At 67.3% G+C, this 13,380-nt stretch carries 20 protein-coding genes and 1 tRNA gene; 3 read left to right on the forward strand and 18 right to left on the reverse strand.

What is annotated here, in order from left to right; genetic code table 11:
• Positions 1–768: thiamine pyrophosphate-dependent dehydrogenase E1 component subunit alpha (locus NS331_RS09890; protein ID WP_058641835.1), on the forward strand; the 768-nt coding region annotated here is incomplete at its 5' end.
• A complete protein-coding gene (locus NS331_RS09895; protein ID WP_058641857.1) occupies positions 765–1,760 on the forward strand; it encodes an alpha-ketoacid dehydrogenase subunit beta in 996 nt (331 codons plus the stop codon). The genes NS331_RS09890 and NS331_RS09895, both read left to right, overlap by 4 nt.
• 85 nt (positions 1,761–1,845) lie before the next feature.
• Here the strand turns inward: NS331_RS09895 and NS331_RS09900 are convergent, their stop codons facing one another.
• Positions 1,846–2,286 (reverse strand): hypothetical protein, encoded by a 441-nt coding sequence (locus tag NS331_RS09900; RefSeq protein ID WP_058641836.1) that lies wholly within the window; start codon positions 2,284–2,286, stop codon positions 1,846–1,848.
• Between the two features lie 268 nt (positions 2,287–2,554).
• Here NS331_RS09900 and NS331_RS09905 point away from each other — a divergent pair, with 268 nt between their 5' ends.
• Positions 2,555–3,565, forward strand: coding sequence for a Bug family tripartite tricarboxylate transporter substrate binding protein (locus NS331_RS09905; RefSeq protein WP_058641837.1), 1,011 nt, complete (start codon positions 2,555–2,557; stop codon positions 3,563–3,565).
• 184 nt (positions 3,566–3,749) lie between these two features.
• On the opposite strand, the gene NS331_RS09910 is transcribed toward NS331_RS09905, so the two are convergent.
• The 17 genes from NS331_RS09910 to rpsN form a co-directional block, all read right to left on the reverse strand.
• Positions 3,750–4,079, reverse strand: a complete 330-nt coding sequence (locus NS331_RS09910; protein ID WP_058641838.1) for a DUF1840 domain-containing protein — start codon at positions 4,077–4,079, stop codon at positions 3,750–3,752.
• A gap of 72 nt (positions 4,080–4,151) precedes the next feature.
• Complete coding sequence (locus tag NS331_RS09915) at positions 4,152–5,432, reverse strand: class I SAM-dependent methyltransferase (RefSeq protein ID WP_058641839.1); 1,281 nt, start codon at positions 5,430–5,432, stop codon at positions 4,152–4,154.
• A 268-nt stretch (positions 5,433–5,700) separates the two neighbouring features.
• Positions 5,701–5,777 (reverse strand) — tRNA-Met (locus NS331_RS09920).
• A 19-nt stretch (positions 5,778–5,796) separates the two neighbouring features.
• Positions 5,797–6,195 carry a 50S ribosomal protein L17 gene (gene rplQ / locus NS331_RS09925; RefSeq protein ID WP_058641840.1) on the reverse strand — a complete coding sequence of 133 codons (399 nt, stop codon included), beginning with the start codon at positions 6,193–6,195 and terminating at the stop codon, positions 5,797–5,799.
• A 79-nt stretch (positions 6,196–6,274) separates the two neighbouring features.
• Positions 6,275–7,267: a DNA-directed RNA polymerase subunit alpha gene (locus NS331_RS09930; protein ID WP_017758445.1), complete on the reverse strand. Its 993-nt coding sequence runs from the start codon at positions 7,265–7,267 to the stop codon at positions 6,275–6,277.
• Positions 7,268–7,407: 140 nt separating this feature from the next.
• Complete coding sequence (gene rpsD / locus NS331_RS09935) at positions 7,408–8,031, reverse strand: 30S ribosomal protein S4 (RefSeq protein WP_017758444.1); 624 nt, start codon at positions 8,029–8,031, stop codon at positions 7,408–7,410.
• A gap of 154 nt (positions 8,032–8,185) precedes the next feature.
• A complete protein-coding gene (gene rpsK, locus NS331_RS09940) occupies positions 8,186–8,590 on the reverse strand; it encodes a 30S ribosomal protein S11 (RefSeq protein WP_017760904.1) in 405 nt (134 codons plus the stop codon).
• Positions 8,591–8,602: 12 nt separating this feature from the next.
• A complete protein-coding gene (gene rpsM, locus NS331_RS09945; protein WP_017760905.1) occupies positions 8,603–8,968 on the reverse strand; it encodes a 30S ribosomal protein S13 in 366 nt (121 codons plus the stop codon).
• Between the two features lie 23 nt (positions 8,969–8,991).
• The gene (gene rpmJ / locus NS331_RS25475) at positions 8,992–9,105 is read right to left on the reverse strand and encodes a 50S ribosomal protein L36 (protein ID WP_017760906.1); all 114 of its coding nucleotides are present in this window, start codon (positions 9,103–9,105) and stop codon (positions 8,992–8,994) included.
• 98 nt (positions 9,106–9,203) lie between these two features.
• The gene (secY, locus tag NS331_RS09950) at positions 9,204–10,523 is read right to left on the reverse strand and encodes a preprotein translocase subunit SecY (RefSeq protein WP_058641841.1); all 1,320 of its coding nucleotides are present in this window, start codon (positions 10,521–10,523) and stop codon (positions 9,204–9,206) included.
• Positions 10,524–10,549: 26 nt separating this feature from the next.
• Entirely contained in the window at positions 10,550–10,981 is a 432-nt protein-coding gene (gene rplO, locus NS331_RS09955) for a 50S ribosomal protein L15 (RefSeq protein WP_058641842.1), read from the reverse strand.
• Between the two features lies 1 nt (position 10,982).
• Positions 10,983–11,168, reverse strand: a complete 186-nt coding sequence (rpmD, locus tag NS331_RS09960; protein ID WP_017760909.1) for a 50S ribosomal protein L30 — start codon at positions 11,166–11,168, stop codon at positions 10,983–10,985.
• Positions 11,169–11,182: 14 nt separating this feature from the next.
• Positions 11,183–11,701, reverse strand: a complete 519-nt coding sequence (gene rpsE, locus NS331_RS09965; protein ID WP_058641843.1) for a 30S ribosomal protein S5 — start codon at positions 11,699–11,701, stop codon at positions 11,183–11,185.
• Between the two features lie 26 nt (positions 11,702–11,727).
• Positions 11,728–12,093 carry a 50S ribosomal protein L18 gene (gene rplR, locus NS331_RS09970; protein WP_058641858.1) on the reverse strand — a complete coding sequence of 122 codons (366 nt, stop codon included), beginning with the start codon at positions 12,091–12,093 and terminating at the stop codon, positions 11,728–11,730.
• A gap of 11 nt (positions 12,094–12,104) precedes the next feature.
• Positions 12,105–12,638, reverse strand: a complete 534-nt coding sequence (rplF, locus tag NS331_RS09975) for a 50S ribosomal protein L6 (protein WP_058641844.1) — start codon at positions 12,636–12,638, stop codon at positions 12,105–12,107.
• Between the two features lie 17 nt (positions 12,639–12,655).
• Positions 12,656–13,051, reverse strand: coding sequence for a 30S ribosomal protein S8 (rpsH, locus tag NS331_RS09980; protein WP_058641845.1), 396 nt, complete (start codon positions 13,049–13,051; stop codon positions 12,656–12,658).
• Between the two features lie 20 nt (positions 13,052–13,071).
• Positions 13,072–13,377 (reverse strand): 30S ribosomal protein S14, encoded by a 306-nt coding sequence (gene rpsN / locus NS331_RS09985; RefSeq protein ID WP_043117682.1) that lies wholly within the window; start codon positions 13,375–13,377, stop codon positions 13,072–13,074.
• Between the last annotated feature and the right edge of the window lie 3 nt (positions 13,378–13,380).

Consider the following 13,380-nt stretch of genomic DNA (forward strand, 5'->3'; position numbering starts at 1 on the left):
CTGGCGCGCATGATGGCCGAGCTGTTCGGCAAGGCCACCGGCTTCAACGGCGGCAAAGGTGGCTCCATGCACATCGCCGACTTCTCCGTCGGCATGCTCGGCGCCAACGGCGTGGTGGCTGCCGGGCTGCCCATCGCCGTCGGCGCGGCCCATGCGCAGAAGCTGCGTGGCGGCCGGGACGGCGCGGCGCCGGGCGACGACATCACCGTCTGCTTCTTCGGCGACGGCGCCATCAACCGTGGGCCCTTCCTGGAGGCGCTGAACTGGGCGCAGGTCTACCGCCTGCCGGTGCTCTTCGTGTGCGAGGACAACCGCTGGAGCGCCACCACCGCCAGCGGCCCCATGACCGCCGGCGAAGGCGCCTCGGCGCGCGCGGTGGCCCTGGGCATTCCGGCCACGCCGGTCGACGGCAACGACGTCTTCGCCGTGCACGAGGCCGCCCGGCGCCTGGTGGCCGAGGTGCGCGCCGGCCAGGGGCCGCGCCTGCTGCATGCCGTGACCTACCGCGTGAAGGGCCACGTGTCGGTGGACCCGGCGGCCTACCGCGATCCGCAGGAGCTGGCCGCGGCGCTGCAGACCGACCCCATCGCCCGCGCCCGCCAGCGGCTGCTGGACGACGGCGTGGCCGACTCCGTGCTGGCCGCCATCGAACGCGCGGCGCTGGACGAGGTCCAGGCCGCGCTGGATGCCGCCGATGCCGCGCCCTGGCCCGAGGCCGCCGCCGCCTTCACCGACGTCCAGACCACCGGAGCCGGTCAATGGCGATGACCGGCCAACCCACCGCGGACGCCGCCGCGGGCTCGGAGCAGAACTGGAGCTACGCCCAGGCTGCCGCCCAGGCGCTCGGCGACGCCATGGCGCAGGACGCGCGCGTGGTCGTGCTCGGCGAGGACGTGGGCCGCGGCGGCATCTTCGGCCAGTACCAGGGCCTGCAGCAGCGCTTCGGCACGCAGCGCGTGATCGACACGCCGATCAGCGAGGCCGCCATCATGGGCGCCGGCGTGGGCATGGCCCTGGCGGGCCTCAAGCCGGTGGTCGAGATGCGCGTGGTCGACTTCGCGCTGTGCGGCATGGACGAGCTGGTCAACCAGGCGGCCAAGAACCGCTTCATGTTCGGCGGCCAAGGCCGCGTGCCGCTGGTGGCGCGCATGCCCGGCGGCATCTGGGACGCCTCGGCCGCGCAGCATTCGCAGTCGCTCGAAGCCTGGTTCGCCCACCTGCCGGGCGTGGTCGTGGTCTGCCCCTCGACGCCGCAGGACAACCATGCGCTGCTGCGTGCCGCCCTGGACTGCGGCGACCCGGTGGTCTACATCGAGCACAAGACGCTCTGGGGCATGCGCGGGCAGGTCGACCCCGGCCTGTCGCTGCCGCTGGGCCGCGCGGCGCTGCGCCGCCGCGGCGATGCGCTGACGCTGGTGAGCTGGAGCCGCCAGGTGCAGGTCTGCGACGAGGCCTGCGGCCGGCTGGCCGAGGCCGGCATCGGCGTGGACCTGATCGACCTGCGCACCCTGTGGCCCTGGGACCGCGAGACGGTGCTGGAAAGCTGTGGCCGCACCGGCCGGCTGCTGGTGGTGCACGAGGCGGTGCAGGCGGCCGGCTTCGGCGCCGAGATCGCCGCCACCGCGGCCGAGGCGACCGGCTGCCGCATCGCCCGCTTGGGCGCACCACGCATTCCGGTGGGCTATGCGCCGGTGCTGGAGGCGCAGTCGCGCGTCGACGCCGAGGCCATTGCCGCGGCTGCGCGGCGGTTGCTGGACTGATACGGGGCGGCAGCGGCCCGGCGCGGCGGCAGACCGGGACGCGGCGCCCGGTGGCGCGGCACGCCGGCGCCGCGCGGCGGCCGCCTCAGCCCGCCGCCGTCGGCGTCGTGCACAAGCGCTGCAACTGCTGCAGGTGCGAACGGAAGGCCACGGCCGCCACCCAGTCCTTGACCTCGAAGACCAGGCGGGGCGGCTGCTGCGGCGCCTCGTTCACCAGCACCAGGTAGCGGCCGCTGTCGGCGTCCGTGTCGAAGCGCACGCCCATCTGGGCGAGCGGCATGGCCGGCGCCGCCGCGGTGCCGTCGGCACTCAGCCGGCAGTCCGCATCCAGCGCCACCGTGGCGGACTCGCCGCCGCCTTCGGCCAGGCGCCGGTTGAGGGCCTTCACATGGTCAGCGGGGCTCATCGCATCCAGGGCCATCACGTCCTCGGTCGGGTAGCCATCCACGCAGCCGGCGGCCGAGGACACGAACAGGGCGGCGATCAGCAGGCGGCAGGCGAGGCGCAGGACGGGAGCGGCGGTCATCGGACGGGAGAGCAGGCGCGGGGCACCCCCGACGCAGGAACGTGGGGGGGGGGCGACGGACGAAAGGGCGGTATTGTGCGGCCGGCCCGCCGCCACCGGCCCGGCATCAGCGGCCGCAAAGGGGTTTTCACTCTTCGGCCAGTGCCGTGGCCGCAGGTACAAGCAGGGGAAGGCGCAGCCCGGCCCCGACCGGCCCTGCCGCCGCATCCAGGCAACGCGCAGCTGTCGCGCAGCCACACCATCCGGCAAGACAAGGAGACTCCCCAGCATGCATTCCATCCCGCGCCGCCGCACCCTGATCGCCGCCGCACTGGCGGCCGCAGGCCTCGGCCTCGGTGCCCACGCCCACGCGCAGGAGGCCTGGCCGAACAAGACGGTGCGCATCGTCGTGCCTTTCGCGCCGGGCGGCACCACCGACATCCTGGCCCGCGCCGTCGCGCCCGAACTCTCCAAGGCCTTCGGCCAGCCGTTCATCGTGGACAACCGCGCCGGCGCCGGCGGCAACGTGGGCGCGGAGATCGTCGCGCGCTCGGCGCCCGACGGCTACACGCTGCTGATGGGCACCGTGGGCACGCATGGCATCAACCGCGCGCTCTACCCCAAGCTGCCCTACGACCCGATCAAGGACTTCGTGCCGATCACGCTCGTGGCCTCGGTGCCCAACGTGATGGAGATGAACACGGACAAGGCCAGGCAGTACGGCATCCAGAACGTGCAGGACTTCATCCGCTACGCCCGGGCCCATCCGGGCCAGCTCAACATGGCTTCCAGCGGCAGCGGCACCTCGATCCATCTGGCGGGCGAGCTGTTCAAGAGCATGACCGGCACCTTCATGACGCACATCCCGTACAAGGGCTCGGGGCCGGCCCTGCTCGACATGGTGGCCGGCAACGCCGACGTGATGTTCGACAACCTGCCCTCCTCCATGCAGCAAATCAAGGCCGGCAAGCTCAAGGCGCTGGCCGTGACCAGCAGCCAGCGCTCGGCCGCCCTGCCCGACGTGCCCACGGTCGAGGAAGCCGGCGGGCCGGCGCTCAAGGGCTTCGAGGCCAGCTCGTGGTTCGGCCTGCTGGCGCCGGCCGGCACGCCGCCGGAAATCGTCCAGCGCATCCAGCAGGAGGTGGCCAAGTCGCTGGCCACCGCCGCGGTCAAGGAGAAGATGCTCGCCCAGGGCGCCATCCCCGGCGGCAACACGCCGGCCGCCTTCGCCCAGCACATCGAGCGCGAGCATGCGAAGTGGGCGCAGGTGGTGAAGACCTCGGGCGCGAAGGTGGACTGACCGGGACGGTGCGCGCAGCGGCCCGCCTTGCGTGACCGCTGGTGGGCCTGCGTGCCGGTGCGGCAAGCCGGTGGCTTCCCCGGCCCTGCTGCCGACACCGTCGCCGCCCGCGCTCACGAAAAAAGGCCGCATGCAGTGCATGCGGCCTTCGTCGTTGGATCGGTCCGGACGGTCTAGGCGCGCGTCAGGTGCCCCAGACGATGTCCTTGCCCTCGTCGTGCGACTCGCGAAGCATGTGGATCAGCGGCGTCGCGCGCTGATGCAGCGACACATGCTGGATCTCCGACTTGGCGTCGTGCTCTTCCATCGCATGCGCATCATGGGTGCCGTGGTGGGCCATCTTGGCCTCGTTGGCCACCGCCGCTTCCAGCGCCGAAATCGCGCCCGGCATCTGGTCGACCGTGATGACGCCCTGGGCGCCGGGGGACTTGCCGATGATCTCCAGCAGATGGCGCGCGCTCGGCTCGAGCATCACCACGTCGGCCGAGGCCTGGGACTTGAAACGGTACAGCATGCGGCAACTCCTTTTTTCGCACTTGTTTGTTGTTGTGACCTGCGCGCGCGCCCCGGGTTCCGCACGGGCTGCTCAGTGCCCGTCCTGCCGCGGCGCATACATGTAGTCGCGCGAGAAGGGGTATAGCGACTGCGCACCGCGCATGGCGTGGGACGAAATCTTGCCATCCGGTCGGGCCGAGAGCATCTGGTGCAGCGCGATCCAGCCCTGCTCGAAACTCATGGCGGAACCTGCCAGGTACAGGCGGTAGGCCCGGAGGATACGCCCGCCGCGCTCCGGCCCGGCGGTCGATTCCAGCACCTCGCGGGCCTTGTCGAGCTGCGCCTCCAGCGCGTCCGACCAGGCCCAGAGCGTGCGGGCGTAATGCGGCCGCAGGTTCTCCGTGTCCACCATCTCGAGGCCGGCATGGGCCGTCTCGCGCAGCACGGTGGTCACGTGCAGCAACTCACCCCCGGGGAAGATGTACTTCTCGATGAAGTCGCCCATGCCGGCGCCCAGTTGCCGGTAGTCCAGCTGGCCCGACGTGATGCCGTGCTGCAGCGTCAGGCCGCCGGGGGCCAGCAGCTTGTGCACGTCCTGGAAGTACAGGGCCATGTTGGCGCTGCCCACGTGCTCGAACATGCCCACGGACGAGATCTTGTCGAAGGGCTGCTCTGCCGCCAGCTCGCGGTAATCCATCAGCCGCACGCGAACGCGGTCACTCAGCCCGCGCTCGTGGATCAGCCGCTCGACATGCGCATGCTGGTTCTTCGACAGCGTGATGCCGGTGGCGTCTACGCCGTAGTGCTCGGCCGCCCACAGCAGAAGCCCGCCCCAGCCCGAGCCGATGTCCAGGAAGCGCTCGCCGGGCTGGAGCCTCAGCTTGCGGCAGATGTGGTCGAGCTTGGCCTCCTGCGCCTGGGCCAGCGTCATCGTCTCCTCGCGGAAATAGGCGCAGGAATAGACGCGCCGCGGGTCCAGCCACAGCGCATAGAAATCGTCGGAGACGTCGTAATGGAACTGGATCTGCTCGGCATCGCGCCGCAAGGTGTGCGAACCGCGCGACTTGGCCGATCGCAGCAGCCGCGTCCACCAGCCGGTGTCGCTTTCCACCGGATTGCCGGGCATGAGCGCCGCGGCCGCGGCCATGAGGTCGCGCATGGAGCCTTCGATCTCCACGCGGCCTTCGACATAGTCCTCGCCCACACTGCCGATCTGCCGTGCGGCCAACTTGGCCAGGCCCGGCCAGCTCGAGAAGCCGAGTCGCACCTTGGCACCTGGGGTGTCGATGCGATGGCCGTCGGGCAGCCGAAGCGATACAGGAATCGGGAGCGAAACGAGTTGGGACTCGATCTTCTGAACCAGGCTCTGCATGGCAGGAGATTCTGCAGCAAGCCGTGGGGTCTTGCAGGCGGCGCGTTCCGCGCCTGATCCCATCGTCGTGGGCGCGGGGCGCTCGGCGCGCCTCGGCATCGATGGGACATCGTGCGCGCTGGCCCCAACCTGGACCCGACGCAAGGGCCGGGCGAGCGCCGGCAAAGCGCCGGCAAAGCGCCGGCAAAGCGCCGGCAAAGCGCCGGCAAAGCGCCGGCAAAGCGCCGGCCAAACGAAAAAAGGGCCTTCCGAAGAAGGCCCTTGAATTTGGTTGCGCGAGGAGGATTTGAACCTCCGACCTTTGGGTTATGAGCCCAACGAGCTACCAGACTGCTCCATCGCGCGTCGAAGAATAGATTATATGTCAGTCTTGCGACGTTTGCACGTCTTTTTCGTCCGAAATTTCCGGACGGTCGACCAGTTCGACCAGCGCCATGGGCGCGTTGTCGCCAACGCGGAAACCCATCTTCAGGATGCGGGTGTAGCCGCCCGGACGCGACTGGTAGCGCGGGCCCAGTTCGTTGAACAGCTTGACCACGTTGTCGCGGTTGCGCAGGCGGTCGAAGGCCAGGCGCTTGTTGGCGACGGTGGGGTTCTTGGCCAGCGTGATCAGCGGCTCGACGACGCGGCGCAGTTCCTTCGCCTTGGGCACGGTCGTCTTGATGGCTTCGTGCTCGATCAGCGAGTTGGACATGTTGCGCAGCATCGCGAGGCGGTGCGAGCTGGTGCGGTTGAGTTTGCGAAGACCGAGGCCGTGACGCATGGTAATTTCCTTTTGACTTTAGTTGATCGGGGCAGCCGGATCAGGTACTGCCCCGTGGAGCGAGAAGCCCGGAGGCTCCTCAGCGCTTGTCGAGGCCGGCCGGCGGCCAGCTCTCGAGCTTCATGCCAAGGGTCAGGCCGCGCGAGGCGAGCACTTCCTTGATTTCGTTGAGCGACTTGCGGCCCAGGTTCGGGGTCTTGAGCAGCTCGTTCTCGGTGCGCTGGATCAGGTCGCCGATGTAGTAGATGTTCTCGGCCTTCAGGCAGTTGGCCGAACGCACGGTCAGTTCCAGCTCGTCGACGGGGCGCAGCAGGATCGGGTCGAACTGCTGGGCGCTGCGCTGGGCAGGCTGCTCGAACATGCCGGTCAGCTCGCCGCCTTCCAGCTGCGCGAACACGGCCAGCTGCTCGACCAGGATCTTGGCCGAGGCGCGCACGGCGTCTTCGGCGGTGATCGCACCGTTCGTCTCGATCTCGACCAGCAGCTTGTCCAGGTCGGTACGCTGCTCGACGCGGGCGCTCTCGACGGTGTAGCTCACGCGCTTGACGGGCGAGAACGAGGCGTCGAGGACGATGCGGCCGATCGACTTGGTCGGCTCGTCCGCATAGCGGCGCATCGTGCCCGGCACGTAGCCGCGGCCCTTCTCGACCTTGATCTGCATGTCCAGCTTGCCGCCTTGCGACAGGTGGGCGATGACGTGCTCGGGATTGATGATCTCGACGTCGTGCGGCGTCTGGATGTCGGCGGCCGTGACCGGGCCTTCGCCTTCCTTGCGCAGGCTCAGCGTGACTTCGTCACGGTTGTGCAGTTTGAACACCACGCCCTTCAGGTTGAGCAGGATGTTCACGACGTCTTCCTGGACGCCGTCGATCGACGAGTACTCGTGCAGCACGCCGGCGATCGTCACTTCCGTGGCTGCATACCCCACCATCGACGACAGCAGAACGCGGCGCAGCGCGTTGCCGAGCGTGTGGCCGTAGCCGCGCTCGAAAGGCTCGAGCGTGACCTTCGCCTTGTTGGCGGCCAGTTGCTCGACCTGGATGGTCTTGGGTTTCAGCAGGGTGGTTTGCATGCGGACTTCCTCTCAATACCCCCGGCTCGTTACACCGGTAAGGCTGGTGGAGTGCCCACCCCGGATGCCTCCAGGGGGGAACAAAAACTGCAAGAACCGGGCAGCCGTGCAGCCACCCGGTTGGTCTCCGAAGTACTCGCTTAGCGCGAGTAGAGTTCCACGATCAGCGATTCGTTGATGTCGGCGCCGAATTCGTCGCGGTCCGGCGCCTTCTTGAAGGTGCCTTCGGCCTTGTCGATGCTCACTTCCACCCAGCCCGGAATGCCGACCTGCTGGGCCAGTTGCAGCGCCTCGATGATGCGGGCCTGCTTCTTGGACTTTTCGCGCACGGCCACCACGTCGCCGGCCTTGACCAGGTACGACGGGATGTTGACCGACTGGCCGTTCACCGTGATCGCCTTGTGCGACACCAGCTGGCGCGCTTCGGCACGGGTCGAGCCGAAGCCCATGCGGTAGACGACGTTGTCCAGGCGGCACTCGAGCAGCGACAGCAGGTTGGCGCCGGTGTTGCCCTTGCGGCGGTCGGCTTCGGCGAAGTAGCGGCGGAACTGCTTTTCCAGCACGCCGTACATGCGCTTGACCTTCTGCTTCTCGCGCAGCTGCAGGCCGAAGTCGGAGGTGCGCTGGCCCGAGGTGCGGCCGTGCTGGCCGGGCTTGGAGTCGAACTTGGCCTTGTCCGCGATGGAGCGGCGGGCGCTCTTCAGGAACAGGTCGGTGCCTTCACGGCGGGAGAGCTTGGCCTTGGGGCCGAGGTAACGTGCCACGGTATTTTCCTTGGTGTATCTGCCACGGCAGGGCTGCCGCGGGAGCCATCAGTCGAGTCGGTCGATGGCGGTGGGCTTGAGAAAAGCGGAAAGCGAAACGGAAACGCAAAAACGCGCAGGCCGCCCGGAGGCGGTCTGCGCATCCGGCCTCGCCTCAGATGCGGCGACGCTTCTGGGGACGGCAGCCGTTGTGCGGCACCGGCGTCACGTCGGAGATCGACGTGATGCGGATGCCCAGTGCGGCCAGGGCGCGCACCGAGGACTCGCGACCCGGGCCGGGGCCCTTGATCTCGACGTCCAGGTTCTTGATGCCCTGCTCGACCGCAGCGCGGCCGGCCACTTCGGAAGCCACCTGGGCGGCGAAGGGCGTCGACTTGCGCGAACCCTTGAAGCCCTGGCCACCGGAGGAAGCCCACGACAGGGCGTTGCCCTGGCGGTCGGTGATGGTGATGATCGTGTTGTTGAACGATGCATGCACGTGCGCAATGCCGTCCGCAACGTTCTTGCGGACCTTCTTGCGCACACGCTGTGCGGCGTTGTTGGCAGGAGCTTTAGCCATGCTGTTCTCTCTTTACTTCTTCAGGGCCTGGGCAGCCTTGCGCGGACCCTTGCGGGTGCGGGCATTGGTGCGCGTGCGCTGACCACGCATCGGCAGGCCGCGACGGTGGCGGAAGCCGCGGTAGCAGCCGATGTCCATCAGGCGCTTGATGTTCATCGTGGTTTCACGACGAAGATCGCCTTCGATGGTGAATTGGGCGATCTGGTCGCGGATCTTTTCGAGATCGGCGTCCGTCAGGTCCTTGATCTTCTTGGCGTAGTCGATGCCGCAGGCTTCGCAGATCTTGCGAGCGCGGGTGCGGCCGATGCCGAAGATCGCCGTCAGGCCGATCTCGGCGTGCTTGTGCGGCGGGATGTTGATGCCAGCGATACGTGCCATGTGCGTCCTCTAGAACTCTCGAATCAACCCTGGCGCTGCTTGTGGCGCGGGTCGGTGCAGATCACGCGCACCACACCCTTGCGGCGGATGACCTTGCAATTGCGGCAGATGGGCTTGACCGATGCCGAAACTCTCATTTGATTTCTCCTAACTCTTACTGTGGCGACCCTAGGACGCCCGAAACACGATGTGCGTGCCCGGCTCGTCGCGGCAGGGCGTTCACTCGACCTTGCGTTCAACCACCCAACGTTGTCTTGAAGTTGGCCTTCTTGAGCAGCGATTCGTACTGCTGCGACATCAGGTAGTTCTGCACCTGGGCCATGAAGTCCATCGTCACGACAACCAGGATCAGCAACGAGGTGCCGCCGAAATAGAACGGCACGTTGTACTTCAGGATCAGGAACTCCGGCAGCAGGCAGACGAAGGTGATGTACACCGCGCCGGCCAGCGTCAGACGCAGCAGGATCTTGTCGATGTAGCGGGCGGTCTGGTCGCCAGGACGGATCCCGGGGATGAACGCACCGCTCTTCTTCAGGTTGTCGGCAGTCTCGCGGCTGTTGAACACGAGCGCCGTGTAGAAGAAGCAGAAGAACACGATCGCTGCTGCGTACAGCAGCGTGTAGATCGGCTGTCCCGGGGCCAGCGCCGAAGCGATGTCCTTGAGCCAGCGCATGCTGTCGCCGGTGCTGAACCAGCCCACCACCGTCGCCGGCAGCAGGATGATGGACGAGGCGAAGATCGGGGGGATCACGCCAGCCATGTTCAGCTTCAGCGGCAGGTGCGACGCCTGGCCACCGTAGACCTTGTTGCCCACCTGACGGCGCGCATAGTTCACCAGGATCTTGCGCTGCCCGCGTTCCACGAACACCACGAAGTAAGTGACCAGCACGACCAGCGCCACGATGAACAGGGCCACGATCACGCTCATGGCGCCGGTACGCACCAGCTCCAGCAGTCCACCGATCGCATTGGGCAGGCCCGCGGCGATACCGGCGAAGATGATGATCGAGATGCCGTTGCCCAGGCCACGCTCGGTGATCTGTTCGCCCAGCCACATGAGGAACATGGAGCCGGCGGTCAGACTCACCATCGCGGTGAACCGGAAGCCGAAGCCAGGCGACACCACCAGACCGGCAGATGCCTCCAGCGCCACGGCGATGCTGAAGGACTGGAACAGTGCCAGACCCAGCGCGCCATAGCGGGTGTACTGCGTGATCTTGCGGCGACCCGCCTCGCCTTCCTTCTTCAATTGCTCGAAGGAGGGAAGGACATAGGTCATCAGCTGCATGATGATCGATGCCGAGATGTACGGCATGATCCCCAGCGCGAAGACCGTGAAGCGCGACAGCGCACCGCCCGAGAACATGTTGAACAGGCTCAGGATGCCGCCCTGCTGGCCCTGGAACAGCTGAGCCAGCTGGTCCGGGTTGATGCCGGGGACCGGGATGTGCGCGCCGATGCGGTACACCACAAGGGCGAGCAGCAGAAAGACCAGCCGGCGACGCAGGTCGCCGAACTTGCCGGTCTTCGCGAGCGTTGCCGCGTTGGTTGCCACTGTGCTGCCTTGCTTTCGCGTCGGAATCAGGCGACGGAGCCGCCGGCCGCCTCGATGGCTGCCTTGGCACCCGCGGTGGCGCCGATGCCCGTCAGCTTGACGGACTTCGTCAGTTCACCGGCCTTGATGACCTTGACCACCTTGGCCAGCTGGCCCACCAGGCCGGCTTGCTTCAGTGCCAGGACGTCGACTTCGGCCAGGCCCAGCTGCTCCAGCGCGGCGAGGGTGACCTCGGCGTTGAACTTCAGCGAAGCCGACTTGAAGCCGCGCTTGGGCAGGCGGCGCTGCAGCGGCATCTGGCCGCCTTCGAAGCCGACCTTGTGGTAGCCGCCGGAACGCGACTTCTGGCCCTTGTGGCCACGACCTGCGGTCTTGCCCAGGCCGGAGCCGATGCCGCGGCCGACGCGGCGCTTGGCGTGCTTCGCGCCTGCTGCGGGTTGGATGCTGTTGAGTTCCATGTCAGAGCACCTTCACCAGGTAGGCGATCTTGTTGATCATGCCGCGCACGGCGGGCGTGTCCTGCAGCTCGCTCACGCTGTTGAGCTTGCGCAGGCCCAGGCCACGCACGGTCGCGCGGTGCGACTGCTTCGTGCCGATGGGGCTGCGAACCAGCTGGACCTTGACGGTCTGTTGTTGCGTCGTCATTGCGTCTCTCCTGCTCAGGCGAAGATCTCTTCGACCGTCAGGCCGCGCTTGGCAGCGACTTCGGACGGCGTGGTCGAGTTCTTCAGCGCGTCGAGCGTGGCGCGGACCATGTTGTAGGGATTCGACGAGCCATGGCTCTTGGCCACGACGTCGGTGATGCCCATCACTTCGAACACGGCACGCATCGGGCCGCCGGCGATGATGCCGGTACCCTTGGGGGCCGGGGACATCATCACGGTGGAGGCGCCATGGTGGCCGGTGACCTGATGGTGCAGGGTGCCGTTCTTGATCGACACCTTCATGAGGTTGCGGCGGGCTTCTTCCATCGCCTTCTGCACGGCGGCGGGCACTTCCTTCGACTTGCCCTTGCCCATGCCGACGCGGCCGTCGCCGTCACCGACCACGGTCAGTGCTGCGAAACCCAGGATCCGACCACCCTTCACCACCTTGGTGACGCGGTTGATCGAGATCATCTTCTCGCGCAGACCGTCCTCGGGACCTTCGTTCTGCGTTCTTGCCTGAATCTTTGCCATCTTGATTTCCTGTTCTGCGCGGGCGCTTAGAACTGCAGGCCGGCCTCGCGGGCGGCTTCGGCGAGCGCCTTGACACGGCCGTGGTAGGCGAAGCCCGCACGGTCGAAGGCAACCTTCTCGACGCCGGCGGCCTTGGCCTTCTCGGCGATGCGCTTGCCGATGGTGGCAGCGGCAGCGGCGTTGCCGCCCTTGCCGGCACCGCCGAGCGAAGCACGAACTTCGGCTTCGGCCGTGGAGGCCGTGGCCAGCACCTTGGCGCCGTCGCCGGAGATGACGGTGGCGTAGATGTGCAGGTTGGTGCGGTTCACCATCAGACGCGCGACGCCTTGCGTGGCAATGCGGATGCGGGTCTGACGGGCGCGGCGCAGGCGCTGTTCCTTTTTGGTCAACATCATGCAGCCTCTTACTTCTTCTTCGTTTCCTTGATCACGATCTTCTCGTCCGCATAGCGGATGCCCTTGCCCTTGTAGGGCTCGGGAGAGCGGACCGCGCGGATCTCGGCAGCCACCTGGCCGACGCGCTGGCGGTCGGCACCCTTGATCACGATTTCCGTGGGGGTGGGGGTGGCAACGGTGATGCCGGCAGGCATCTCGATGTTGACCGGGTGCGAGTAGCCCACGGCCAGGTTCAGCTTGGTGCCCTGGGCAGCGGCCTTGTAGCCCACGCCCACCAGCGTCAGCTTCTTCTCGAAGCCCTTGCTCACGCCCAGCACCATGTTGTTGACCAGCTGGCGCACCGTGCCGCTCATCGCGTTCGCTTCACGCGACTCGTCGACAGGCGCGAAGGTCAGCTTGCCGTCGTTGGCCGACGCCTTCACCAGCGCATTGGCCGGGATGGACAGCTGGCCGCCAGCGCCCTTGACGCTGATCTGGTCGCCCTTGATCTGCACGTCCACGCCTGCGGGGACGGTGATCGGCATTTTTCCGACTCGGGACATTGTTCAGTTCCTCCGTCTTAGGCCACGTAGCACAGCACTTCGCCGCCGACACCGTTCGCACGGGCCTTGCGGTCGGTCATCACGCCTTGCGGGGTGGTGACGATGGCCACGCCCAGACCGTTCTGGACCTTGGGGATCGCGCCGGCACCCTTGTAGACGCGCAGGCCGGGACGGCTCACGCGCTCGATGCGCTCGATCACCGGGCGGCCGGCGTAGTACTTCAGCGTAATTTCGAGGTTGCTCTTGCCGTCTTCCGTCTTGACCTGGAAGCCGTCGATGTAGCCCTCGTCCTTCAGCACCTGGGCGATCGCGATCTTCACCTTGGAAGACGGGATCGACACGGTGGGCTTCGCGACCATCTGCGCATTGCGGATGCGCGTCAGCAGGTCGGCGATGGGATCACTCATGCTCATGTTTCTTGCTCCTGCCTGGCTTACCAGCTGGCCTTGGTGACGCCGGGGATCTCGCCGTCGAAGGCGAGTTCGCGGACCTTGGCACGGGCCAGACCGAACTGGCGGAAGGTGCCGCGGGGGCGGCCAGTGATTTCGCAGCGGTTGCGCTGGCGGGTGGGGTTCGCGTTGCGCGGCAGCTTCTGCAGCGCCAGGCGGGCGGCGGCACGCTCTTCGTCGCTCTTCTTCGCGTCGTTGGCGGTCGCCTTCAGTTCGTCGTACTTCTTGGCGTACTTGGCGGCCAGCTTGTCGCGCTTGAGTTCGCGCTGGATCAAAGCAACTTTTGCCACAGG

Origin of the sequence: Pseudacidovorax intermedius, from assembly GCF_001476815.1 — a bacterium.
Taxonomy (GTDB): domain Bacteria; phylum Pseudomonadota; class Gammaproteobacteria; order Burkholderiales; family Burkholderiaceae_C; genus Xenophilus; species Xenophilus intermedius_A.